Annotated in this window: 24 protein-coding genes; 12 read left to right on the forward strand and 12 right to left on the reverse strand. The window is 77.2% G+C overall.

Translation table 11 applies throughout. From position 1 onward, the window contains the following. Window positions 1–35: 35 nt before the first annotated feature. Window positions 36–764: an enoyl-CoA hydratase/isomerase family protein gene (locus tag ACI796_RS09830; RefSeq protein ID WP_456941041.1), complete on the reverse strand. Its 729-nt coding sequence runs from the start codon at window positions 762–764 to the stop codon at window positions 36–38. A 404-nt stretch (window positions 765–1,168) separates the two neighbouring features. Beyond that, window positions 1,169–2,659 carry a glucose-6-phosphate dehydrogenase gene (gene zwf, locus ACI796_RS09835; RefSeq protein WP_456941042.1) on the reverse strand — a complete coding sequence of 497 codons (1,491 nt, stop codon included), beginning with the start codon at window positions 2,657–2,659 and terminating at the stop codon, window positions 1,169–1,171. Window positions 2,660–2,850: 191 nt separating this feature from the next. Here zwf and ACI796_RS09840 point away from each other — a divergent pair, with 191 nt between their 5' ends. Further along, window positions 2,851–3,126, forward strand: a complete 276-nt coding sequence (locus ACI796_RS09840) for a hypothetical protein (protein WP_456941043.1) — start codon at window positions 2,851–2,853, stop codon at window positions 3,124–3,126. Between the two features lie 408 nt (window positions 3,127–3,534). Here the strand turns inward: ACI796_RS09840 and ACI796_RS09845 are convergent, their stop codons facing one another. Beyond that, on the reverse strand, window positions 3,535–4,512 hold the full coding sequence (locus ACI796_RS09845) for a helix-turn-helix transcriptional regulator (RefSeq protein ID WP_456941044.1): 978 nt from the start codon (window positions 4,510–4,512) through the stop codon (window positions 3,535–3,537). A 34-nt stretch (window positions 4,513–4,546) separates the two neighbouring features. Beyond that, entirely contained in the window at window positions 4,547–5,509 is a 963-nt protein-coding gene (locus ACI796_RS09850) for an AraC family transcriptional regulator (protein WP_456941045.1), read from the reverse strand. 765 nt (window positions 5,510–6,274) lie between these two features. Here ACI796_RS09850 and ACI796_RS09855 point away from each other — a divergent pair. Beyond that, window positions 6,275–6,505, forward strand: a complete 231-nt coding sequence (locus tag ACI796_RS09855) for a hypothetical protein (RefSeq protein ID WP_456941046.1) — start codon at window positions 6,275–6,277, stop codon at window positions 6,503–6,505. A 142-nt stretch (window positions 6,506–6,647) separates the two neighbouring features. Here ACI796_RS09855 and trhA read toward each other — a convergent pair whose 3' ends face one another. Next, window positions 6,648–7,358: a PAQR family membrane homeostasis protein TrhA gene (trhA, locus tag ACI796_RS09860; protein WP_456941047.1), complete on the reverse strand. Its 711-nt coding sequence runs from the start codon at window positions 7,356–7,358 to the stop codon at window positions 6,648–6,650. 634 nt (window positions 7,359–7,992) lie between these two features. Here trhA and ACI796_RS09865 point away from each other — a divergent pair. The 4 genes from ACI796_RS09865 (at window position 7,993) to ACI796_RS09880 (ending at window position 11,428) form a co-directional block, all read left to right on the forward strand. Then, a complete protein-coding gene (locus tag ACI796_RS09865) occupies window positions 7,993–8,724 on the forward strand; it encodes a GAF domain-containing protein (RefSeq protein WP_456941048.1) in 732 nt (243 codons plus the stop codon). 269 nt (window positions 8,725–8,993) lie between these two features. Further along, complete coding sequence (locus ACI796_RS09870; protein ID WP_456941049.1) at window positions 8,994–9,740, forward strand: GAF and ANTAR domain-containing protein; 747 nt, start codon at window positions 8,994–8,996, stop codon at window positions 9,738–9,740. A gap of 202 nt (window positions 9,741–9,942) precedes the next feature. Beyond that, complete coding sequence (locus tag ACI796_RS09875) at window positions 9,943–10,323, forward strand: VOC family protein (RefSeq protein WP_456941050.1); 381 nt, start codon at window positions 9,943–9,945, stop codon at window positions 10,321–10,323. 136 nt (window positions 10,324–10,459) lie between these two features. Continuing rightward, complete coding sequence (locus ACI796_RS09880) at window positions 10,460–11,428, forward strand: SDR family oxidoreductase (RefSeq protein WP_456941051.1); 969 nt, start codon at window positions 10,460–10,462, stop codon at window positions 11,426–11,428. 21 nt (window positions 11,429–11,449) lie between these two features. Here the strand turns inward: ACI796_RS09880 and ACI796_RS09885 are convergent, their stop codons facing one another. From ACI796_RS09885 to ACI796_RS09895, 3 genes are all read right to left on the reverse strand, one after another. Next, the gene (locus ACI796_RS09885; RefSeq protein WP_456941052.1) at window positions 11,450–12,310 is read right to left on the reverse strand and encodes a helix-turn-helix transcriptional regulator; all 861 of its coding nucleotides are present in this window, start codon (window positions 12,308–12,310) and stop codon (window positions 11,450–11,452) included. 186 nt (window positions 12,311–12,496) lie between these two features. Beyond that, window positions 12,497–12,817, reverse strand: a complete 321-nt coding sequence (locus tag ACI796_RS09890) for an STAS domain-containing protein (RefSeq protein ID WP_456941053.1) — start codon at window positions 12,815–12,817, stop codon at window positions 12,497–12,499. Window positions 12,818–12,952: 135 nt separating this feature from the next. Next, window positions 12,953–16,213 (reverse strand): ATP-binding protein, encoded by a 3,261-nt coding sequence (locus ACI796_RS09895; RefSeq protein ID WP_456941054.1) that lies wholly within the window; start codon window positions 16,211–16,213, stop codon window positions 12,953–12,955. Between the two features lie 368 nt (window positions 16,214–16,581). On the opposite strand from ACI796_RS09895, the gene ACI796_RS09900 reads away from it, so the two are divergent. Further along, window positions 16,582–16,989 carry a YciI family protein gene (locus tag ACI796_RS09900; protein ID WP_456941055.1) on the forward strand — a complete coding sequence of 136 codons (408 nt, stop codon included), beginning with the start codon at window positions 16,582–16,584 and terminating at the stop codon, window positions 16,987–16,989. Further along, window positions 16,986–18,143 carry an RNA polymerase sigma factor gene (locus tag ACI796_RS09905; protein WP_456941056.1) on the forward strand — a complete coding sequence of 386 codons (1,158 nt, stop codon included), beginning with the start codon at window positions 16,986–16,988 and terminating at the stop codon, window positions 18,141–18,143. The genes ACI796_RS09900 and ACI796_RS09905 overlap by 4 nt, the downstream gene beginning before the upstream one ends. A 106-nt stretch (window positions 18,144–18,249) precedes the next feature. On the opposite strand, the gene ACI796_RS09910 is transcribed toward ACI796_RS09905, so the two are convergent. Beyond that, window positions 18,250–18,399, reverse strand: a complete 150-nt coding sequence (locus ACI796_RS09910) for a hypothetical protein (RefSeq protein ID WP_456941057.1) — start codon at window positions 18,397–18,399, stop codon at window positions 18,250–18,252. Window positions 18,400–18,798: 399 nt separating this feature from the next. Here ACI796_RS09910 and ACI796_RS09915 point away from each other — a divergent pair, with 399 nt between their 5' ends. From ACI796_RS09915 to ACI796_RS09930, 4 genes are all read left to right on the forward strand, one after another. Then, window positions 18,799–19,128 carry a hypothetical protein gene (locus ACI796_RS09915; protein ID WP_456941058.1) on the forward strand — a complete coding sequence of 110 codons (330 nt, stop codon included), beginning with the start codon at window positions 18,799–18,801 and terminating at the stop codon, window positions 19,126–19,128. 64 nt (window positions 19,129–19,192) lie between these two features. Then, the gene (locus ACI796_RS09920) at window positions 19,193–19,330 is read left to right on the forward strand and encodes a hypothetical protein (protein WP_456941059.1); all 138 of its coding nucleotides are present in this window, start codon (window positions 19,193–19,195) and stop codon (window positions 19,328–19,330) included. A gap of 234 nt (window positions 19,331–19,564) precedes the next feature. Further along, a complete protein-coding gene (locus tag ACI796_RS09925) occupies window positions 19,565–20,491 on the forward strand; it encodes a zinc-binding dehydrogenase (RefSeq protein ID WP_456941060.1) in 927 nt (308 codons plus the stop codon). Window positions 20,492–20,628: 137 nt separating this feature from the next. Beyond that, complete coding sequence (locus ACI796_RS09930) at window positions 20,629–21,021, forward strand: amphi-Trp domain-containing protein (protein WP_456941061.1); 393 nt, start codon at window positions 20,629–20,631, stop codon at window positions 21,019–21,021. Window positions 21,022–21,071: 50 nt separating this feature from the next. Here ACI796_RS09930 and ACI796_RS09935 read toward each other — a convergent pair whose 3' ends face one another. The 3 genes from ACI796_RS09935 to ACI796_RS09945 all read right to left on the reverse strand — a co-directional run bounded on the left by ACI796_RS09935 (window position 21,072) and on the right by ACI796_RS09945 (window position 22,288). After that, the gene (locus ACI796_RS09935) at window positions 21,072–21,725 is read right to left on the reverse strand and encodes an ATP-binding protein (protein WP_456941062.1); all 654 of its coding nucleotides are present in this window, start codon (window positions 21,723–21,725) and stop codon (window positions 21,072–21,074) included. A gap of 137 nt (window positions 21,726–21,862) precedes the next feature. Next, on the reverse strand, window positions 21,863–22,117 hold the full coding sequence (locus tag ACI796_RS09940; protein WP_456941063.1) for a hypothetical protein: 255 nt from the start codon (window positions 22,115–22,117) through the stop codon (window positions 21,863–21,865). 3 nt (window positions 22,118–22,120) lie between these two features. Continuing rightward, window positions 22,121–22,288, reverse strand: a complete 168-nt coding sequence (locus tag ACI796_RS09945; protein WP_456941064.1) for a HupE/UreJ family protein — start codon at window positions 22,286–22,288, stop codon at window positions 22,121–22,123. Between the last annotated feature and the right edge of the window lie 112 nt (window positions 22,289–22,400).

Genomic DNA, 22,400 nt, shown 5'->3' on the forward strand with positions numbered 1-22,400 from the left:
GACCCCGGGACCCGCCTCGGCGGTGGGGACCGGGGTCAGCGCCGCGCCAGTGCCGCGAGCGCGGCCTCGATCCGCCGCCGGGTGTCGTCCGCGGTCCAGCCGGCGAGGACGGCCGCGTCGTCGCCGGCGGTCGCCTCGATCGCCGCGTTCGCGGGGCGGTGGAGCGCGACCTTGGCCAGCCGGTAGGACTCCGGCGAGCGGGCGGCCAGCTCCCCGGCCAGCGCGACCGCCCGCGGCAGCAGGTCGCCGGGCTCGGCGAGCTCGTCGACCATCCCCAGGGCCAGTGCCCGCTCGCGGTCGGTGGCCTGCGCGCCGAGCAGCACCTGGCCGGCGCGGGGGCCGAGCGCGTGCCGGACGATCTCCAGGGCGGCGGTCGGGAAGGGGACGCCGACCGCCAGCTCGGCCAGCCCCATCCGTCCGGCCGACATCAGCCGCAGGTCGCAGGCCAGGGCGAGCACGCAGCCGCCGGCGATCGCGTGCCCGTTGACCGCCGCGACCGTCGGCCGGGGGTGGTCGAACACGGCGCGGAACGTGCGGGACAGCGCCGTGAGGAGCTGCTCGGTGTAGGGCCGGCCGCCGTCGAGGATCCGGCGCAGGTCCACCCCGGCGGAGAACGACGAGCCGGTGCCGGTGACGACCAGCGCCCGGTCGGTCGCGGTGACGGCCCCGGTGAGGGCGTCCAGCAGCTCGACGTCGAGGGCGCCGACCCGGCCGTGCTCGATGCGCAGGACGGCGACGCCGTCCCGGTCCTCGGTGCTCAGCATCGGGTCATCCTCCACGTACCGGGGCGTGGTGCCGGCCCGCGGGAGCTCCCGCACACGCAGGGCGGCGAGGGCCCGCCGCCGGGATCCGGGGATCCATCAGGCCTCTGCCCGGATCAGGGCGCCGCAGGCACCCGGCCAGGAAGCCGGCGGCGACCGACATGCCCGAGCGCGGCCGAGGAGTGCAGCAACGCGCTCGGAACGGCGGCGGATCGGCTCGGACCACGCCATCCCGGCTGCTGCACGACCGGCTGCTGTCCCGGGGCGTCCCGTGCTCGCTGCGCGGCGACGGCCTGCGGTTCGCGCCGCACCACTCCACCGACGACTTCACCGACGACGCGGACCTGCACCGGGCCGCGGACAGCCTCCGCGACTGCTCGTGGTCGCACCCGCCGCGTCGGCGCTGGTCAGGACGAGTGGCGCCAGCTCCGGCCGTCCCGGGCGATCAGGGAGCCCGCCTCGGGCGGACCCCACGTGGCTGCCTGGTACAGCGGGATGGGGCGCTCGTCCCGGGCCCAGAACTGCATCACCGGGTCGACGATGCGCCAGGACCGGCCGACCTCGTCGGCGCGGATGAACAGGGTGGGGTCGCCGATCAGGGCGTCGAGGATGACCCGCTCGTAGGCGTCGGGCGACTGCTCCTCGAAGCTCTCGTAGGAGAAGTCCATCGAGGCCTTCTGCACGCGGAAGGCGTGGCCGGGCACCTTGGCGCCGAAGCGCAGGCTCAGGCCCTCGTCGGGCTGCACGCGCACGATGAGGGCGTCGGGCTCGAGGCCCGCCGCCGTCCCGGGGAACAGCGGGAGCTGCGGTGGGCGGCGGAACTCGATGGCGACGTCGGTGATCCGGGAGGGGAGCCGCTTGCCGGTGCGCACGTAGACCGGGACGCCGGTCCAGCGCCAGTTCCGGACCTCCAGTCGCATCGCGACGAAGGTCTCGGTCGCGCTCAGCGGATCGACCCCGGGCTCCTCCCGGTACCCCGGCATCAGCTCCTCCCGGGTGCCGCCGCGGGTGTACTGCCCCCGCACCGCGTTCTCGGCGATCTCCGCGTCGCCGTCCAGCGTCCGGATCGCGCGCAGCAGCTTCACCTTCTCGTCGCGGATCGCCTCCGGGTGGAACGACGTGGGTGGCTCCATGAGGAACAGCGAGAGCACCTGGAGGACGTGGTTCTGCACGATGTCGCGCATCGCGCCGGTGGTCTCGTAGAAACCGCCCCGCTCGCCGACGCCCAGGGTCTCGGCGACGGTGATCTGCACGTTGTCGACCCACGTCCGGTTCCAGATCGGCTCGAAGATCGAGTTGGCGAACCGCAGCGCCAGCAGGTTCTGCACCGTCTCCTTGGCCAGGTAGTGGTCGATCCGGAAGACCTGCTCCTCGACGAACGCCGACGAGAGGTCGGCGTACAGCCCCCGGGCGCTGGCCTCGTCCCAGCCGAACGGCTTCTCGACGACCACGCGGATGGAGCTGTCGCCGGCCGGCACGGACAGCCCCGCCTTGCCGAGGTTGACCGCGATCGGCCCGAACAGGCGCGGGGGCGTGGCGAGGTAGTACACCCGGTTCCCCGCCGTCCCGTGCCGGCCGTCGCACGTCGCGAGGACCTCGGCCAGGCGCTGGTAGGTGGCCGGGTCGTCGTAGTGGCCGCTCACGTAGCGGGCCGTCGCCGTCATGTCGTGCCACCGCGGGTTCCCCGCGGTGGGGGCGTCGCGGCGGCAGGCGTCCGTGAACTCGGCGTCGGTCATCGGCGTGCGGGCGACGCCGACGAGCGTCACCTCCGGAGGGAGCGCCCCGTAGCCGGCCAGCTGGGCGAGGGCGGGCAGGAGCTTGCGGGCGGTGAGGTCACCCGAGGCGCCGAAGATCACCAGCGCGCAGGGCGGAGACCGACGACCCGTGTCGATGCTCATGTCCGGAGAGCATGCCCATCCCGGATGGCGGTGGACAGGTCTCCGGGGGCCGCCGGTAGGCGCGCCCGGTCCGAGCCGGACGGCTCCTCGGCCCCGTAGCCGGGCGCGACTTCGCCTGCGGGCGAGTCCGCGAGCGCGGCTGTTCGCCTGCGGTGGTAGCCGACCGGTGATCCGCCGGTCACGATCGCGTCGTGACCGCGTCACCGGCGCAGCAGCCGCTGGACCACCGGCGGGCCGCGGTCTCGCGCAGCGCTGTGGCAGCGATCCGTGCGGCTGCCGCGGCTGCCGCGGAGGCGGCGCTGACCTACGACGACGTCGCGTGCGCCGCGGAGGCCGCCTGCAGCGCCGACCCGTCCGGGCCGCACCGCGACCGGGCAGCCCGCATGCGCCGGCGTGCCGAGGAGGAGCGGTGCGAGGCGCTGCGGATGTGGACGCGGGCCGACGCGCTCGAGTCCGCCGCGCACTGACCGGCAGTCCCCGCACACGCGAACCGACACCCCCACGGTGCGCAGCCGCGTGCCCGCTCGTGCGGCGGGGCCCGCGGCCGGCGCGTCTGCTGATCGCGGGTGGCCGCGCGCGATCGGCTCCTCGGACGAGCAGGACGCCGCTGAGCCCAGGCGGGGGGTGTCCGCGCGCGGCGCCCCACGAGCAGACAGCCTGGGCACGGGTGGGGCGCGATGGCCGACAGCCGGGGGCACGCGCATCGCGCGGCGCTGATGGACCGCTCCGAGGTGGCGGCGCGGCGCGCCGCGGCCGAGCGGGCCCGGCGCTCCGCGACCGAGCTCGTCGCCGAGGCCGGGGCCAGCCGGCAGCGGGCGGAGGAGCTGCGCCGGGGGCTGGAGGCCCGGCGGTTGCGGGCCGCGCGGGGCCGCGGGTCAGGTCCGCAGGGTGACGCTGGGCAGCACGCCGTAGGCGGCGCGGTAGCGCTCGGTGAACCGGCTGGGCGTGAAGCCCCAGCGGGCGGCGACGGCGGTCACGGTGACCCCGTCGCCGGGGGTGGCGTCGCGTAGCTCCCGGTGGGCCCGGGCCAGGCGGACCGTGCGCACGTACCCGCGGGGCGTGGTGTTCAGGTGGCGGCGGAAGGCCAGTTGCACCGCGCGGGGGGTGACGCAGGCGGCGCGGGCGATGTCGGCGAGGGAGATGTCGACGTCCGCGTGGGCGTCGATGAACGCGATCGCGCGGCGCAGCGTGGCGGGGTGGGCGTCGGCGCGGTCCGCGGCCGCGGGTTCGGCGACGGCGGTGTTCGGCAGGATCGTCAGCGCGGTGGCGGCCAGCAGCCGCGCGGCCGGCCCGAGCAGCAGCGGCGAGGCGGCGGCCTCGGGCTCGGCGAGCAGGTCGTCGACGAACCGGGTGACCTGACGCCAGCGTGCGGCGTCACCGGGGGCCGGATGCATGGCCGTGAACTGCCACCGCCCGCCGGGCGCGGCGGCGCCGCGGGCCACGTCGGTGAGCAGCGCCTGCGGCAGGGTGACGGTGCGAGCCTGGGCCTTGTGGGTGCGACTGACGTCGGTGGACTGTGGATGGACGGCGACGTAGACGTCCCCCGGCGCGTAGCGGTCGGTGCTCTGTCCGCGCTCGAGCCCGATGGTGCCCCGGATGACCGTGCTGATGACGACGTCGTCTCGGCCGTGGACGTCGAAGGTGATGTCGGCCGGCAGCGTGAGGTCGCAGAAGGTGAACGGGCCGGGGTCGACCGTCCGCAGGTCCAGCAGCCACGTGGCGTCGCGCGGGGCGTCCACCTGGAGGCGACCGCTGTAGAGGGTGTCGAGGAGCTCGCGTGCCTCGGCCGGGTCGCGGGTGCGGAACTCGGTGCGTCGGGGCGCTGTGGTGGTCGGGGCGGTCTCGGCGGTCATTACCTCTCCTCGGGGCGTGTGCGGCCGCGGTGGTTCAGGTGCGCAGGGTGTGGCTGGGGGCCACCTTGTAGGCGGCGCGGTAGGCGGCGGCGAACCGGTCGGGCTTGGCGAAGCCCCAGCGGCCTGCGATCGCCGCGACCGTGTCCCCGGCGGTCGGGTCGGCGGCCTGCAGCTCCCGGTGCGCGCCCTCCAGTCGCACCCGCCGCGCGTAGCCCATCGGGCTCAGCCCGACGTGGCGGGCGAAGGCCAGCTGCAGCGCCCGCGGCCCGACCCCGGCGGCGCGGGCGACGTCGGTGACGGTGATGGGCAGCGAGGCGTGCCCGTCGATGAAGGCCACCGCCCGGCGCACCACCGCCGGCGCCACCGCGCCGGTGCCGGGCAGGTGGTCCGACGTCATGGTGGTGTTCGGGAACGCCGCCAGCGCGGTCGCCGCCGTCAGCTCGGCCAGGTGCGCGGCGACCAGCGGCTCGGCCAGCCCGCTGCCGGGGTCGGCCATCTGCTGGTGCACGAACCGCATCAGCCCCAGCCACGTGCGGCGCATCGGCTCGGACACCGGGCTCATCCCGTCGAACCGCACATCGGTCCCGGGCACGCCCAGCCGCTCCTCGGCCACCCGCTCGACCACCGCCAGCGGCAGCCGCACGATGCCCACGTCCACGTCGTCCCACTCGTTCGTGAACGGCACGCCGGTCGGGCACCGGAACACCACGCCCGGTCGCGTGGTGACCTCGTCCCGGCCCTCCACGTACCGGCACCCACCGCTCACCGGACTGGCCACCACCAGGTCGCTCAGCGGAGCGACCGCGCAGCGCATGCCCGCGGTGAACCGCAGCCGGTCCGCGGTCAGGTGACCGGCCGTTGCCGACCGGAGCTCGCAGGTGAACGACCCGCGGACGCCGGAGAACGCGAGCGGGCGCTCCGAGCGGTAGAGATCGGCGAGCACGGCCTGGGCGACGTCCGGCTCCCGGATGGACAACTCGACGACCTCGACCGGCATGACGCGCCTCCGGGGTGAGCGTTTCCCGGGGCCGTGGCTGGGCCGCCACCGGCAGCGCCGGCCCGACCGACGGTAGCCGCCGGTACCCGATGTGCGAAGCCCCTCGCCCACCGGCGCAGTCGGTGCCTCGTCGAGCCCTCATGCGACACCGGGCGGAGGCCTCAGCGAGGTCTGTGAGGTGCCGTTCGACGACCTCCACTCGTCGGAGGTGGTGCCGACGACGTCCATCGCCCCGCGCGAGACGCCGGGACCGATGGGCGGATACGGATCGCCTCGTTTCGATACAGAGGCGTAGGTCCCTGTATCCGACGGGAGCACTCGGCCACGGTGGCGGCATGGCTGAGACCACGGCCGCCCCTGCCGGACACCTCCCGACGTCGGCGGACGCCTGCCCCGCCGTGCTCGACCGGGCCGGGGACGCCCCCGCCGACGACGCCCGATGAGCTGCGCGCGAGCCCCGCACGGCCGGTGCGCCTGCTGTCAGCGAGCCCCCGCCTGCTCCGGCTCGGCCGGCTGGGCGGTCGGTGCCGACGGTGTGCTCCCCAGCCCCCGCCCGGCCGACGGGTCCCCGATCGCCGGAGCGACGGCGGTCGGCCGGTTGCACGCGATCGGACAGGCCGGTCGGGCGATGTGCGCGACCCCGGTCGTCCCCCTGGATCCCCGGATCTGGACCTGGCCCGACTCCGCCGATCGCGTCCTCCCGCTGTGCTGGACCTGCCTGGCCCTCACCCACGGGGCCGACGACGGTCCCCACCCCCTGAGCCGATGACCCTCGTCCTGAGCCTGCTGTCCCGGTGGTGGCGGATCCGGCAGCGCGTGCGGACCGTCCTCGCGGGAGCACCGACCCGCGGCGCTCTGGCCAACGCCCGCCGCGCCGTCGAGCGTGACCTGGAGGCCGCCGCCCAACGGGAGGAAGCCGCGCGGGCAGTCGCCCGGGCCATGGCGCGAGCCGCCGAGCACCCCTCGGCTCTGCCGCGCCCCGTCCGTTCCCCCTGAACCTCGCCCGCCGCCGACCGCGGTCGGCTCGGCCGGCCGGTGTTCCGGTCGGTCCGGGGCGGCTGCCCGCGAGCGCCGGCCCTCCGGCCGGTCCGTGGACCCGGGTGGAGCCGGCGCCGGTGCGCCCGCTCCACCGCGCGGCTCATCTGACCAGCAGCGCGATGGCGGCGTAGTGGCAGGTGGCGGCGGCACACACGAACGCGTGGAAGACCTCGTGATAGCCGAAGACCGACGGGAGCGGGTCGGGGCGGCGGCAGTGGTAGGCGACGGCGCCGGTGATGTAGAGCAGCCCGCCGCCGACGACGAGGGCCGCGGCGAGGCCGCCGGCCGCGGCCCACAGCGCCGGTACCGCGAGCGCGTTGACGGCTCCCAGCGCGATGAACGCTCCTCCGACGAGCCACTCCGGCGCGTCCATGCGGGCGAGGCGGGCCCGGATCCCCAGGGCGGTGAGGGCCCACAGCAGGACCAGGCACAGCCGCCCGTAGGTGCCGGGCACGGCGTGGAGGAACACCGGAGTCGCCGTCCCGGCGATCAACAGGAAGATCATCACGTGGTCGGCTCGCTGCAGGACCCGGCGGGCGACCGGCCCCCAGCTGCCCCGGTGGTACAGGGCACTGACGCCGAACAGCCCGCTGAGGCAGCCGGTGTAGATCCCGACGCCGATCACCGGCCCCCGGCCGTGGACGGCGACCCACAGCAGCGGGCCGGCCACGAGCGAGGCGGCGAACCACACCAGGTGCAGCCAGCCGCGCAGGAGGGGCTTGGCGTAGGACACCGCGCGCCGCGCGTCGTAGTGCACCGTCGGACCGGTCCTGGCCCGGCGGTCCCCGTGGCCCGGCCGGCTGACGGTCATGCCACCTGCCCGGAGCACAGCCGGAGCGGGCGCCGTGTGCTCCTGCCCGGTCCTCCGCCGTCAGGCCCTCGGTGACGCACGGTCGCCGGCCCGGCGGTGCTCTCCCGTCCGGACGCGCGGGGGAGGCGGGCCACCCGCGGGCCGTGACCTCCTCCCCGGCGCACCCGAGGAGCCGCGACCCGGGCGGTGGGCAGACCCTGCCCGCGGCCGGCGTGGCACCCGGCCGGGGCGTCCGCGAGCGCCGTCCCGGTCGTGCGCGTCGCGACGTCCACGGCTGGCCCTTCACGGTCCTGCAGGTGGGGAGCCGCGGGCACGTGCGGATGCGCAGCCGATGTCCATCCGTGCCCGCGCCACCACGTCGCAAACCCGCGAGGAGACGGTGCGGGAGTCCGAGGACCCACGCGCCGGCCGGGTCGGGCACCCGGTCGGACGCCGGCCCGGCCCCTCCCGCCGTCCCGGCTCACACTCGCGTGCACAGGGGCCCACCCGACGTCCGGAGTTTGGGCACCGGTCGTTCGCGGGAGGAAGTGACCGCAGGCGGTCTCACCGTGCCGACGCCCGACGCCCGGGGCGGTTCGCCGCCCGGCCCCGGCGGACGGGGCCGGCGCCACCGACGGGTCGGGACGGGAGGATCGTGACGGTCGTCGCGGAGTTCCGGGCCGTGCTCGCCGAGCTGGCGGGGGAGCTGGCCGGCCCCGAGCTGCTGCCCGAGCGGCTCGCCCGTGCGTGCGCCCGGGTGGTGCCGGTCGACGGCGCGGGCATCGGGCTCTTCTTCGTCGACGGCCAACGGCTACCGCTGGGCTCGAGTGACGCGGCGGCGGCGACGGCAGAGCGGCTGCAGTTCACCATCGGGGCCGGGCCGTGCCTGACGGCGTACGCCGAAGGCGGCCCCGTGGTGGCCGACGAGGTGACGATCCGGTCCCGGTGGCCGGCGTTCCACGACGAGCTGGTCACCAGCACCCCGATCCGCGGGGTCATCTCGCTACCGCTGCACGGGGGGTTGCGCGGCATCGGGGCGCTGGACCTCTACACGGTCCCGCCGAACGACGTGACCGCGTTGAGCCTGGCGCACGCGCTGGCGATCAGTGCCGAGGTGACCTCGGCGTTCCAGCAGAACAGCGAGGCGACGCGCGGCGAGAGCGGCGGGCCGGTGTGGCTGGACGCGCCGGCCGCCGGACGGCGCTCGGTCGTGTGGCGGGCCATGGGCTTCGTCAACGCCGGCCTCGAGGTCAGCAGCACCGACGCGCTGGCGCTGCTCCGGGCGCATGCCTTCGCCCGCGGCGGGGACCTCGACGAGCTCGCCCGGCGCATCGTCGAGGGAGAGGTCCCCCTGAGCGGCCTGCTCGACCGCGGCGGCGACCTCTAGCCCCCGCCGTCGCCGTCCGGGTCCCTGCGGCGCCGGCCGCGTCGTCGGGGACGGCGGCCGCTCGGCGGCGGCCGGTGACCGCAGGCGGTGCCGCCCTCGACGCGGCGGTGCGCCCGCCACGACGGAGAGCTGCGTACGCTCGGGTCCGGTGGTGGGAGCCACCCTGCGCCGACCGTGCGTCCGACCCCGGCGTGCCACGCCAGCGCGGGCTCCGAGGCGGAGTCCGCAACCGAGGTGCCCGCCCCGGTGCAGCAGACCGGAGCCGCGCCGTGGACAGCAACCAGGAGCCCCGCCTCGACGACGCTGCCGGCGCACCCCGGCGCCGGGAGCGCCTGCCTGCTCCGGAGCTGTCGACGGAGGACCTGCTGCACACCGTGGCCGCGCTGGCCCGGACGGTGGTGCCCGGCGACACCGAGACGTCGGTGTCGCTGCTCGTCGACGACGTGCCCACCACGGTGGCCGCCACCGGTCGGCTGGCCGTCGACGTCGACGAGGCGCAGTACGAGCGTGACCACGGGCCCTGCCTGCACGCCGCGCGCACCGGTGAGCTGGTCGAGGTCGCCGACACCCGCACCGACAGCCGGTGGCCGGACTACGTGCCGCGGGCGGTCGCCCACGGCGCCCTGAGCTCGCTGTCCGTCCCGCTGGTGATCGACGCCGACCGCGGCGTCGCCGGCGCGCTGAACATCTACGCCCGCGCGGCGCACGCCTTCGACGAGGACGCCCGGGCCGCCGCCACCCGCCTGGGCCCGCACGCCGCGGCGGCGGCCGGCGACCTGCACGCGATGCGGAGCGCCCGCGCGATGGCCGACGACCTGCGGATCGCCCTGGAGGCCCGCGCGGTGATCGACCAGGCCACGGGCGTGCTGGTGCAGCGGCTCGGGCTGACCGCCGACCAGGCGATCCGGGCGCTGGCCCGGGCGTCGGCGGGCGCGGCCCGCCGGGACCGCGACGTCGCCCACGACCTGGTGCGGACGGGGGAGCTGCCGGCCGGGCCGCCGGCTGGGGAGGGGTGACCGCCCCTGCCGGATGCGCGCCGGCGGCCTGCACCGGGGCGGTCCGCAGCTGGTCGCCGGTGCGCGGGCCGATGAGGGGGTCCGATGGTCCCGATCGACGTGCGACGGGAACCGGCGTCCGGGCCGACCTCCGCGCACGCGACGCGATGACCTCTCGCGGACCTCTCGCGGCACGCCCCTCACCGCGGCCGAGGAGACTCCCATGACGCAGCAACGGCAGCGGGCCACCGAACTCCGCCTCGTGGTCACCGCGACGGGCCACGAGGCCGCGGTCCGCTTCTTCCGCGACGTGCTGGGGCTGCCGGAGCAGGAGGCCCACGAGGCCCGCGGCGGCCACGTCGTCATCCTCGACGCCGGCCGGGCGACGCTGGAGATCAACGACCCGCCCTACGCCGAGTACACCGACGAGGTCGAGGTGGGACACCGCGTCCCGGGCCGGATCCGCGTCGCGTTCGGGGTACCCGACACCCGCGCCGCGACCGCGGACCTGGTCGAGGCCGGCGCCGAACTGGTCGCCGAGCCGACCGTCACCCCGTGGGACACGCTCAACTCCCGGCTCCACGGCCCGGAACGGCTCCTCTGACCGTCTTCGGTCCCGTGGAGGAGCAGCCGCAGCGTCCGGGCCGCAGCCGGGGACCGGCGATCCGCGGATCGGCCGTCCCTGAACGCGGGCGCCTCGCGCGGTGAGGCTGGGGTCCCCACGACCCGAGGAGCACCCGATGCCGCGCACCCGACCCGACGTCCCCGTCCCCGACCTCACCGGCCGCCGCGCCGTCGTCACGGGAGGCAGCGACGGCGTCGGCCTCGTGCTGGCCCGCCGGCTCGCCGCGGCCGGCGCCGAGGTGGTCCTGCCGGTCCGCAACCCGCGCAAGGGCGAGGCCGGGGTCGCCCGGATCCGCGCGCAGGTCCCGGACGCCGACGTCTCCCTGCGCGACCTCGACCTGTCCTCGCTGGCCTCCGTCGCGGCGCTGGGGCAGACCCTGCGCGCCGAGGGGCGGCCGGTGCACCTGCTCGTCGCCAACGCCGGCGTCATGCGGCCACCGGACCGGCAGACGACCGCCGACGGGCACGAGCTGCAGTTCGGCACCAACCACCTGGGGCACGTCGCGCTCGTCGCCGCCCTGCTGCCGCTGCTGCGGGCCGGCCGGGCGCGGGTGACCTCGCAGACCAGCGTCGCGGCGCGCCGGGGGGCGGTGAACTGGGACGACCCGAACTGGGAGCGGTCCTACGACGGGCAGCGCGCCTACGCCCAGTCGAAGGTCGCCGTCGGCCTGTTCGCCCTGGAGCTGCAGCGGCGCAGCGCCGCCGGGGGCTGGGGGATCACCAGCGACCTGGCCCACCCCGGGATCGCGCCGACCAGCCTGCTCGCGGCCCGGCCCGAGGTCGGCCGCGCCCGGGACACCACCGGCGTGCGGCTCATCCGCGTGCTGTCGCGGCTGGGCCTCACCGGCACCGTGGAGAGCGCGGCGCTGCCGGCCCTGCTCGCCGCGACCGCGCCGGACGGCGGCGGCCGGTTCTACGGCCCGGACGGCCCCGGCGGGGCGAGCGGCGCCCCTGCGGAGCAGGAGCCCTACCGCCCGGTGCGCGGCACCGGGGACGCCGAGCGGATGTGGCACCTGTCCGAGGAGCTGGCCGGGGTGTCGTTCGCGGCGGCCGGAGCCGACGGGGTGCACCCGCTGCCGCGCTGACCGTCCCGGGCCGTGCCCCGGTCAGCCGGGGGCGGCCCGGACCGCGGGGTCCGCCTGGGTGCCGAGGACCGACAGCAGCTGCAGCCGCTCGGCGCTCGGGCTGCCCGGGACGGCGGTGTAGACGAGCAGCCGGTGCGACTGGTCGGGGTCGACCAGCGACTGGCAGCTCAGCTCCAGCGCGCCGACGACGGGGTGGACGAAGCGCTTGACCTCGCGCGGGCGGAGGCCGACCTCGTGCGTGTCCCACAGCCGCCGCAGTTCCTCGCTGCGGGCCAGCGCCAGCTCGGCCAGGCGCGCGGCCCGCGAGCCCGGGCCGCGCAGGGTGACGAGCTCGCGCAGGCCCGAGGCGTAGAGCCGGGACAGGAACGCGTGCTCCTCCGGGGCGTACAGCTGCCGCGTGGCGGGGTCGGTGAACCACCGGTAGCCGAGGCTGCGCGCCGGCCCGGTGCGCAGGGTCGCGTCGCCGGTGAGCGCGACGGCGAGCGGGGTCTGCCGCAGCGTCTCGCCGAGCTCGGTGACGATCTCCGCCGGGGTGTCGCCGAGCCGGTCGAGGATGCGCAGCAGGCCGGGCCCGACGTGCTCGCCGTCGGCGCCGCGCGCGGGCGGGCGGTGACCCGCGAGCCGGAACAGGTGGTCCCGCTCGTCCAGGGACAGGTGCAACCCCTGCGCGATCGCGGCCACCATCTGCTCCGAGGGCTGCGGCCCGCGCTCCTGCTCCAGGCGCGCGTAGTAGTCGGTGGACATGTGGCAGAGGACGGCGAGCTCCTCGCGCCGCAGCCCGCTCGTCCGGCGGCGCGGCCCGCGGGGGAGACCCACGTCCTCCGGCTGCAGCGCCTCCCGACGGCGGCGGAGGAAGTCCGCCAGCCCGGCCCGGTCGATCACGTCGCCTCCCTCGTCGGTGCTGAGCCGTTCCTACCGTCGCCGGGAGTGGTCGTCCACGGACCGCCGGTCCCTCCCTCGGCCGGGCGAGGACCACCGGCACGGCACCGGCGACCGGCAGGCCGGTGGCGGTCCACCACGCCGTGGAGTGACCGGCCGCGGTGGCAGCGACGCGGCGCGGTCAGGCGGTCAGCCGGGCGTCTCGGCGCAGCTGGGCGTGGCGGGCGGGCGCAGGAAGTCGTCCTGCAGCCCGCTCAGCTGCAGGATGCGCTCCAGCGCGGGCGACGAGGCACGCAGCACCGGACGCCGGCCGGCGGCGAGGGACACCTCGCTGCACCGGGCCAGGACGGCGAGGGCCGTGGAGCTGATGAAGGACACGTCGGCGGCGTCGATGACGTCGACGCTCAGCGCGTCCCGGCTCGTCCGTCCCTTGAACTGTTCCGCGACCGCGGTGTCGAGCTCGCCGCGCAGACGGAGCACCCGGCAGGCGCCCTCGTGCTCGATCGTCATGGACCCGGGAAGCGGCCTGGGGTGCTCGGGATGGGAGTTCATCTCCGCCTCCTCGCCCGACGGCGGGAACGGGCAGCGGGCCGGCGGGACCGCCGGCCCGGCCCCGGTCCGTGCACGCGACGGTACGCCCGGCGGTCACCGCTCCAGGAGGGCGTCGGCGGCCGTCGTCTCGGGCGTCACCGTGGCACCCGGCAGGTCCGCCCGGGCCTCCTCGAGGACGGTCCGCCAGCCCGCCGGTCGCACGTCCGGGGACAGGCGGGCGAGGTCCACGGCCGCGCGCAGCCGGGACAGCCGGGCGCCCTGCCCGGTCGCGACCCGCACCGCCTCGGTCAGGTCGGCGACGGCCGGGGCGGCGTCCCCTCCGCGGGCCAGCGTGAAGCGGGCCCGCCGGCGGAGCAGCTCGGGCAGGTCGAGCTCCTCGCCGGTCCGGGAGACCGTCTCGAGGGCCTCGGCCAGGTGCCGGTCCGCCTGCTCCTGGTCGCCGGCCGCCGCGTCCAGGTCGGCGAGGCGGCCCAGGTGGCCGGCGAAGAAACCCTGCTGGCCCATGAGCGCGAGGGTCTCGAGCGCCTGCTCGAGGAACGCCCGGTCCGGCGGGCCACCGGGCCGGTCAGTGGCGGCCCAGGCGGCGCCGAACGCCGCCCACAGGGCGTAGCCGTGCTCCCGGCCGATGTCAGCGGCCTCCGCGCCCAGCCGTCGCGCGGCCTCCTCGTCGCCGAGGAGGTGCCGGATCCAGGTGCTGAAGGTCGACTCGACCTGCGCGAGGCTGTACGGACCGCGCGGGGAGCCGACCTCCTCGGCCCGCCGCCGTGCCTCCCGCTCCCACCGCTCGGCCGCGTCCAGCTCCCCGCGGGCGGCGCAGACGGCCGCCAGCGCGCCGGCCCCGCCCGAGTACGGGTCGTTGGGCAGCGGCCACAGCGGGGAGTCCCACTGCCCGGTCGGGCGGGAGCTGATGGCGGCCAGCGCCCGCTCCAGCTGCGCCTGGGCCGAGGTGAAGTGGCCCCGCTTGAAGTCCTGGTAGCCCGTGCACCCCAGCACCTCCGGCTCGAACGAGGCGAAGGCCGGCTCGCGGACCATCGCGGCGAGCTGGTCGAGCACACCGCGGGCCGTGGTGAGCCGGCCGCTGGAGATCCAGTACGCCCAGAGGGCGATCAGCGCGGGGAGCACCTCCGGCCGTCCGAGCCGGGCGGCGAGCTCCTGCGCCCGCCGGTAGTCCGCCTCGACCTCGGGGGAGAAGTAGCCGTGCGTCGAGCTGAGCGCGAGGCCGCGCAGCATGCGGGCGGAGAGCTCGCCCAGGTCGCGCTCGTCGGACCCGGGCAGGGTCTCCAGCAGCTCCAGGGCCCGGGCGGCCAGCCTGGTCGCCTCCTCGTGCGCCCCGCGGCCGTGCTCGCGGCGGGCGGCGTCGAGGTAGCGGCCGGCGGCGGGCCCGGCCGCGCCGGCCAGGTCCAGGTGCCGGGCGACGATCGCCGGCTCGGCGCCGCGCGCGGCCAGCGCCCGGGCCACGGCCGCGTGCGTCTCCCGGCGCGCCTCGACGACCTGGGTCTCGTAGGCGGCGTCGCGCATCAGCGCGTGGCGGAAGCGGTGGACACCCGCCGCCGGGCCGACCGGCTCGACGATCCCCGCGTCGGTGAGGGTGGTGAGCTGGGTGGCCACGGCGTCCTCGTCGCCGACGACCGCCGCGACGGTGGCCGGGTCGAACGTCGGCCCGACGGTGGCGGCCACCTGGACCACGCGGAGGTCGATGGCCGGCGCCTTCAGCCGCCAGGTGAGCAGCTCCTGCAGCCGCAGCGGCAGCGGCTCGGAGCCGTGCTCCTCCACGCCGGCGCGGGTCAGCTCCTCGATGAACAGCGGGATCCCCTCGGCGTGCTCGATGATCGCGGCCCGCGCCCCGTCGTCCAGGCGCCTGCCGGACGCGAGGTTGTCCACCAGCCGGTGGGCCGCCGGACCGTCGAGCCGGCCGAGCTCGAGCACCTGCACGCCGTCCCGCCACGGCACGGCGGGGACGTGGCGGGCGGTGGCCACCGTGAGCAGGCCCGCGGGCCGCCGCTCGACGAGCCGCCCCAGCAGCTCGAGCGTGGAGGGATCGGCCCAGTGCAGGTCCTCGACGACGAACAGGCGCGGCCGCCGCGCGGCGGCCGCGGCCAGGCACTCCACGAGCAGGTCGAGGGTCTGGTCGAGGACGGTGCCGGGCTCCCACGGGGGCGCCGGGTACTCGGGCGTCGCCGGGACGCCGATCAGCGGGCCGAGGAGGGGCACCGCCCGCCGCGGGTCCACGCCCAGCGCACCGAGGTTCCCGACCAGCCAGGCGAGCCGGTCGGGGGTCTCTCCCGACCGGTCGGCCATCCCCTCGAGCAGCCGCGCGACCGGCCACAGCGAGACGTCGGCGTGGTAGGGCAGGCAGGCCGTGCCGAACACCCGGCCGCCGCTGGCCTCCACCCGGTCGAGGACCTCGGTCACCAGCCGGGTCTTGCCGATGCCCGCCTCACCGACGACGAGGAAGCCCGGGTCGACGGCCGCCCCGCCGTCCCGCCGCACCTCCTCCCACGCCGCGAGCAGCCGGGCGCGGGGCTCGTCGCGGCCGACGAGCCCCGCCTGGCGGTAGCGCGCCGCCTCGAACCGGGCCGCGGCGTAGCGGGGGCGCTCGACGCGGAAGACCTCCACCGGGCGGCGGATCCCCTCCAGCCGGCGCTCGCCGAGCGGGTGCAGGAAGAAGTCGGCGTCGACCAGTTGCCGGGTGACGTCGCTGATCACCACGGTGTCCGGAGCGGCCTCCTGCTGGAGCCTCGCGGCGAAGGTGGGCACGAGGCCGACGATCGGGTCCCGCCCGGCCGCCGAGCCGGCGTCCCCGAGGTCCGTGACCACCACGCGCCCGGTGTGGATCCCGATCCGGACCTCGGGGGAGACGCCGAACCGGCGGTCCAGCCCGGTGCGCGCGTCGCGCATCGCCCTCACCAGGTCGAGGCCCGCGAGCACCGCCCGCCGGGCGTCGTCCTCGTGCGGGGTGGGATGGCCGAAGCCGGCGAGGATCCCGTCGCCGGAGTAGTGCACCAGGTGGCCGCTGTACCGGTGCACGGCCTCCCGGGCCGCCGCGCGGTAGACCGCGAACAGGTCCCGCAGGTGCTCGGGCTCCACCCGCTCGGACAGCCTCGTGGAGCCGACCAGGTCGGAGAACAGCAGGGTCATCAGCGCCCGCTCCCCGGACGGGTCGTGCTGACGGGCCGCCACCTGCCGCAGGACGAGGGCGGCGCGCCGGTTGTCCGGATCGACGGTGCGCACCTCCTCGGCGGTGGCGCGGGCCTGCTCGAGGTCGCCCGCCGCCAGCGAGGCCTCCGCGGCGCTCAGCAGCCGCCCGAGGAGACGGGTCAGTCGCGTCTCGGCCGACAGCACCGCCCCTGTCACGACCCCACCTCCCGGGGACGGGGACCGCCGGGCCCCTGCGGTCCGCACGGCCGGCCGGTCCCTTCGCGGGGAGCGCCGGCCCGGCCGGCGCGGCCCCTGCCGGGTGCACCCCTCCCGGCGTCGCACCCACGTCCGGTCTCCCCCCGCCGCACGGAGCGGAGCACCTCCGTCGAGCGTCCTGGCCGCGGCCGGTCACCCGTAGAGGCCAAGGTCCCCGGGGCCGGCACGCCATGGGGCGGCGAGGACGGTCGATCCGGGCACCGGTCCGCCGGAGATCCCGGACGGCGGTGTCGAGAACGCGGGCGCGGCTCCGTCCCCGGGGTGCGAGCGGCCAGGATGGGCCGCACCGGCACCGAGGAGAGACCACGATGGCCAAGTACCTGCTGCTCAAGCACTACCGCGGAGCCCCGGCGGCGGTGAACGACGTCCCGATGGAGAAGTGGACGCCGGAGGAGATCTCGGCCCACGTGCAGTACATGGAGGACTTCGCGGCCCGGCTGGAGGGCACCGGCGAGTTCGTCGACGGCCAGGCGCTCTCCCCCGAGGGGATGTGGGTCCGGTACGACGGCGAGGGGCGCCCGCCCGTCACCGACGGCCCGTTCGCCGAGACCAAGGACCTCATCGCCGGCTGGATGGTGATCGACGTCGACAGCCGGGAGCGCGCCGTCGAGCTGGCCGGTGAGCTGTCGGCCGCTCCCGGGGCGGGCGGGGAGCCGATCCACGAGTGGCTCGAGGTGCGCCCCTTCCTGGGCGCGCACCCCACCATCGAGGGATGACCGCCCCGCTGGACGAGGTGCTGCTCCGCAGCCTCACGCCCGGCGTGCTCGGCGTCCTCGTCCGCCGCGGAGCCGACTTCGCGGCGGCCGAGGACGCCGTCCAGGACGCGCTGGTCGAGGCGGTCCGCACCTGGCCGGCCGACCCGCCGCGGGACCCGAAGGGCTGGCTGGTCACCGTGGCCTGGCGCCGGTTCCTCGACGCGACCCGCGCCGACACCGCCCGCCGCCGGCGGGAGGACGTCGTCGACGAGGAGCCCGCGCCCGGGCCCGTGCCCGGTGTGGACGACACGCTGCACCTCTACTTCCTGTGCGCCCACCCGTCGCTGACGCCGTCGTCCGCGGTCGCGCTCACGCTGCGGGCCGTCGGCGGGCTGACCACCCGGCAGATCGCGCGGGCCTACCTGGTGCCCGAGGCGACGATGGCGCAGCGCATCAGCCGGGCCAAGCGCACCGTCTCCGGTGTGCGGTTCGACCGGCCGGGCGACGTCGCGACCGTGCTGCGCGTCCTCTACCTGGTCTTCAACGAGGGCTACTCCGGTGACGTCGACCTCGTCGCCGAGGCCGTCCGGCTCACCCGGCAGCTCGCTGCCGTGATCGACCACCCCGAGGTGGCCGGGCTGCTCGCCCTGATGCTGCTGCACTCGGCCCGGCGCGCCGCCCGGACCGCGCCCGACGGCAGCCTGGTGCCGCTCGCGGAGCAGAACCGGAGCCGGTGGGACACCGGACTGATCGCCGAGGGCGTGGCGGTCCTGCAGGCGGCCCTCGTCCGCGACCGGCTGGGGGAGTACCAGGCCCAGGCCGCCATCGCGGCGCTGCACGCGGACGCACCCACCGCCGCGGAGACCGACTGGGTGCAGATCGTCGAGTGGTACGACGAGCTCGTGCGCCTGACCGACAGCCCCGTCGTCCGGCTCAACCGGGCGGTGGCCGTCGGCGAGGCCGACGGACCGCGCGCGGGCCTCGCGGAGCTGGCGGCGGTGGACGGCTCGCTGCCCCGCCACGCCGCGGTCGCGGCGTACCTGCACGAGCGCGACGGCGACCTCGCGACGGCGGCCCGGCTCTACGCCGAGGCGGCCGCGAAGGCCCCCGACCTCGCCGAGCGCGACCACCTGGTGCGCCAGGCCGCCCGGCTCAACGCCGGCCTGTCCGGCTGACGGAGACCAGGGGCGGAGCGCAGGACGGGGCCCGCCGGCCGGGCGGCGCGTCTCCCGGCCGGCGGTCCCTCGTCCGCCGGGGACGACCGCCCCCGGTGCCGCCGGCTCAGCCGTGCGGTTCCCGTGCGGCGGCCACCGCGGCCCCGAGCACGGCTCCGGTGCCGATGCAGCCGGCGAGGAAGCGCGCCGCGTCCCGGTGCCACCCCGTGATCCGGAAGTCGCTCCTGCGAGGGGTCGTCCGCACTGCTGCGTCCATGGCCGACACGGTCCCGCTGCGGTGGTCGTGCCGGACTCATCCCGGAGGGATGGGGGACCGGATCGTCCGGATGCCGGGTCGGACTCCGTCACCGTGGTGGCTCCTCCTGCGGGAGCGGCCCTCCGGGCCCGGACAGCTCCCCGGCCTGCCGGTGCACCGAGGACGGGTCGGGCAGCCGGTCGGCCACGCGGTGCACCACTTCCTCGGCTCCGTGCTGTCCCTCCCCGAGGCGCTGGTGGGTGTCCGCGACCTGGTCCCGCAGCCGTGCCCGCCGGTCCCGGGGGCGCTGCGTCAGCTCCTCGGTCTCGGCTGGCGCACCGCCTCGGCTCCACCTCGGTCCGCCCCGAGTTCGGCGTCACCTCCTGGGAGCTCGACCCGCACCCGGTGTGGGAGGAGGCGGTGCTGCGGTCGCTGGACCTCGCCGCCGACCTCGCCGCCGACCTCGACGTCGTCATCTGCCCGGAGATCCACGCCCCGACGCCGCTCCGGCACCCGGTCAGCCAGGGCTACGTCGACCTGATAGAGCGCACCGGCAGCAAGCACTCCAAGCTGCTGGTCGACACCGGCATCCTCGACACCGCGCCGGTCCTCGAGCTCTCCGAGGAGGTCGAGGTGGAGGAGGGCGAGGAGGTCCCGGCGCACCTGCGGCCGCTGGCCGTGCCGATGGCCGACCTGGTCGAGGTGCGCCGCCAGCACGCCCTGCTGTGCACCCTGCACGCGGGCGGGTAGGCGACGGTCGACCGACCCGCGGGAGCGTCCGGCGCATCCCCGTCGGAAGGAGGAGGCTGGCACCGTGCCCCTGCCGAAGCCGCCCCTGAGCGGCCGCCTCCTGGTGATCGCCGGGCTGCCGGTCGTCGGCGCCGTCGCCGTGGTCTGGCTGGTCCGCTACGTCGTCGAGCGGACGGCCAGGAGGCGGCGCGCCCGCCGCTGACGGCGCGCCGCACCCCGGAGGAGCCGGCGACCGTCAGCCGCCGGTCGCCCTCGACCCCGGGTCGAGCACCGCCCGTCGCCGGTCACCGGGCGGGTGGGCGGCCACGGGCTGGCAGCATGTGGCGGTGCGCGCCCTGGTGGTCGACTCGGTCCGAGCCCTGCCCCGTGTCCAGGAGGTGGCCGAGCCCACCGCCCCTCCTGGCGGGGTGGTGGTGCGCGTGACGGCCACGGGCGTGTGCCGCAGCGACTGCACGCCTGGGCGGGACACGACGAGGTCGCGTTCCCGCACGTGCCGGGGCACGAGCTCGCCGGGGTGGTGGTCGACGCCGGTGCGGAGGTCGCCCGCTGGCGGGCTGGCGACCGGGTGACCGTCCCGTTCGTCTGCGGCTGCGGGCGCTGCGAGTGGTGCCGGGCGGGGGAGGCCCAGGTCTGCCCCGACCAGCAGCAGCCGGGCTTCACCCACTGGGGGTCCTTCGCCGAGTACGTCGCCCTGCACGCCGCCGACACCAACCTGGTGCGCGTCCCCGACGGGGTCGACTCCGCCGCCGCGGCCGCGCTGGGGTGCCGGTTCGCCACCGCGTACCGCGCCCTGGTCGGCCGCGCGCGGGTCGGCGAGGGGGAGTGGGTCACCGTGGTGGGGGCGGGCGGCGTGGGGCTGAGCACGGTCATGATCGCCCGCTCGCTCGGGGCCCGGGTGGTGGCGGTGGACCGCACCCCCGAGGCCCTCGCCGCGGCCGCCGGACTGGGCGCGGAGCACACGGTGCACGCCGACGGCCGCGACGTCCCGGCGGTCGTCCGGGACCTGACCGGCGGCGGCAGCCACGTGGCCGTCGACGCGGTGGGCAGCGAGCAGACCTGCGCCGACTCGATCCTGAGCCTGCGCCGGCGGGGGCGGCACGTGCAGGTCGGCCTGCTGCCGCCGGTCGGTGGTCACCCGCGGGTCCCGATGGCACGGGTGATCGGCTGGGAGCTGGACCTGCTGGGCAGTCACGGCATGGCCGCGGCCGACTACCCCGCCATGATGGCGCTCGTCGAGGAGGGTTCGCTGCAGCCGCAGCGGCTGGTCGAACGCACCATCGGCCTCGACGAGGCGGCGGCCCTGCTGCCCGTGTTCGACCGGACGACGGTCGCCGGCATCACCGTGGTCGACCCCACCCGCTGATCGCCCCGAGGGGCCGCACCCGGGATCGTCCCTCGACGGTCCCGGCTCCGGGACCGTCGACGCCACCGGCTCGCCGTGCCACCGTGGTCGGCAGGTGCGGTGCACCGTGCGGCGCGCCCGGGAGGACGGAGAGGGCCGTGGCGGACGTCAAGATCGAGCAGGAGCTGACACTCAGCCGCCCGGAGGTCGCCCGCCTCCTCCGGTCGCTCGCGGAGGGGCTGGAGTCCGACGACGGCGAGGTCGCCGTCCGGCTGGGGACCAGCACCGTCGAGCTGTCGGTGGGGGACCGGCTCCGCTGCGAGCTGGAGGTGGAGGTCGACGGCGACGAGATCGAGTTGGAGCTCGAGCTCACGTGGCCGACCTCGCGCGGCGCGGCCGCCGGACCGCGGCAGGAGCAGGCGGAGGAGGAGCCGCCGGACGACGAGGCGGTGGTCACGGCGGACGGCGCGACGGAGCCGGCGGCCCCCGCGCCGCGGAGCGCGCCGGACACCCGGACGCGGCCGGAGAAGCGCCGCCCGTCGCCGGCCTGACGCACGTCGTCCGCGCCGCCCGCGCGGACACCGGGCGGCGCGGCGGACGGTCAGGGCCGGCGGCTGATCCGCCGGCCCTGCGCGGCGTGGCGCCGGATGCGCCGGGCGACCGTGCGGTAGGTGGCGGCGCGGTCGGCCCGGCCACGCTCCGCCGCCTCGGCGGTCAGGCGGTCGAAGGTGGTGGCGACCCGGGTGTCGGTGTCGGCCAGGAGCCGGCCGAGGTCGCGGGCCCGCCGGGTGGCCTGCGCCACCCGCTCGGGCGGCAGCAGCACCGGCGGCGGCGGGGAGCCGAGCCACGCCCAGACGGTCTTCCGGTCGCCGCCGACGTACCAGCCGTGCGCGGCCGAGAGCCGGGCCACCATCGGCAGGCCCATGCCGCCGGCGGCCGCGTCCCGGCCGACCGCCGGGACCGGCGGGCGGTCGCGGGCGGCGTCGGACACCTCGACCAGCCAGCCGCCGTCGGCGGTCACGGCCACGGTCACCGGCGGCCGCCCGTGCCGGAGGCCGTTGGACACCAGCTCCTCCACCGCGAGCTGCAGCCGCTCCCCGGTGGCCTCGGGCAGCCCGTCCGCGGCGAGCGCCCCGCGCAGCTGCACCCGCATCCGCGTCAGCTCGGCGGCACTGCGCAGCTGCCCGCGCCACACCGTGGCGGCGCGGCGACTCGGAGCGGGCGGCGAGCGGCGCGCCCACGTCGACCCGTCCATGCGTCCCGTCCCCGGGCGTCGGGCCGTGCCCGGCACTCTCCCGCGTCGCCGGACCGGCCGGACCCGTGCTGTTCCGGCTCCGTGCGGGTCCCGGGTACCCAGGGCGTGCGCCGCCCACGCACGGGGAGGGCGGGGAGTCAGCGGGCCGCCGGGACCAGCACCTCGTCCCGTGCCGGGCGGGACGGGCGCCGGCGGTCGGCCGCCCAGCAGCCGGCCGCCACGAGCGCGAGCCCGGCGACCACGGACCAGGGCCGGGCGACGACGGCCTCCTCCGCCCCGGCCAGCGGGTCCGCGAGCAGGCCGAGGCGGTCCAGCGCCCAGCCGGTGGCGGCGGCCGGCGCGACCGCCGCGCCGGTCAGGCGCTGCGCCGGGTACCAGCGGGTCCGGGACACCGCCTACAGCGACGGGAAGACCAGCGCCACGGTGAGCAGCTGGGCCAGCTCGACGCCTCCGTTGAAGGCCAGCAGCGCGCGCACCGACGTCGCGCCGTCGACACCGAGGCCGGTGAGGGTGCCGGCGAACGCCAGCCCGTGCACCAGCCCGAGACCGCCGGCGACCAGCACCTCCCCGCGGCGGGCCAGCGGCCGGACCGCGCAGGGGGCGCGGGGACGCCCGCGGCCCCTGCCCGTGGAACTCCGCGGGCCGGCGGGCAGTTGCCCGTGTGACGGCGCCGTG

It is taken from the genome of Geodermatophilus sp. SYSU D00525 (assembly GCF_054050475.1).

What these genes read in the sequence shown, in the direction of transcription:
- ACI796_RS09830 (WP_456941041.1), bottom strand. Translation starts at nt 764, where the DNA reads ATGCTGAGCACCGAGGACCGGGACGGCGTCGCCGTCCTGCGCATCGAG.
- zwf (WP_456941042.1), bottom strand. Translation starts at nt 2,659, where the DNA reads ATGAGCATCGACACGGGTCGTCGGTCTCCGCCCTGCGCGCTGGTGATC.
- ACI796_RS09845 (WP_456941044.1), bottom strand. Translation starts at nt 4,512, where the DNA reads ATGACCGCCGAGACCGCCCCGACCACCACAGCGCCCCGACGCACCGAG.
- ACI796_RS09850 (WP_456941045.1), bottom strand. Translation starts at nt 5,509, where the DNA reads ATGCCGGTCGAGGTCGTCGAGTTGTCCATCCGGGAGCCGGACGTCGCC.
- ACI796_RS09855 (WP_456941046.1), top strand. Translation starts at nt 6,275, where the DNA reads ATGACCCTCGTCCTGAGCCTGCTGTCCCGGTGGTGGCGGATCCGGCAG.
- trhA (WP_456941047.1), bottom strand. Translation starts at nt 7,358, where the DNA reads ATGACCGTCAGCCGGCCGGGCCACGGGGACCGCCGGGCCAGGACCGGT.
- ACI796_RS09875 (WP_456941050.1), top strand. Translation starts at nt 9,943, where the DNA reads ATGACGCAGCAACGGCAGCGGGCCACCGAACTCCGCCTCGTGGTCACC.
- ACI796_RS09880 (WP_456941051.1), top strand. Translation starts at nt 10,460, where the DNA reads ATGCCGCGCACCCGACCCGACGTCCCCGTCCCCGACCTCACCGGCCGC.
- ACI796_RS09890 (WP_456941053.1), bottom strand. Translation starts at nt 12,817, where the DNA reads ATGACGATCGAGCACGAGGGCGCCTGCCGGGTGCTCCGTCTGCGCGGC.
- ACI796_RS09900 (WP_456941055.1), top strand. Translation starts at nt 16,582, where the DNA reads ATGGCCAAGTACCTGCTGCTCAAGCACTACCGCGGAGCCCCGGCGGCG.
- ACI796_RS09905 (WP_456941056.1), top strand. Translation starts at nt 16,986, where the DNA reads ATGACCGCCCCGCTGGACGAGGTGCTGCTCCGCAGCCTCACGCCCGGC.
- ACI796_RS09910 (WP_456941057.1), bottom strand. Translation starts at nt 18,399, where the DNA reads ATGGACGCAGCAGTGCGGACGACCCCTCGCAGGAGCGACTTCCGGATC.
- ACI796_RS09935 (WP_456941062.1), bottom strand. Translation starts at nt 21,725, where the DNA reads ATGGACGGGTCGACGTGGGCGCGCCGCTCGCCGCCCGCTCCGAGTCGC.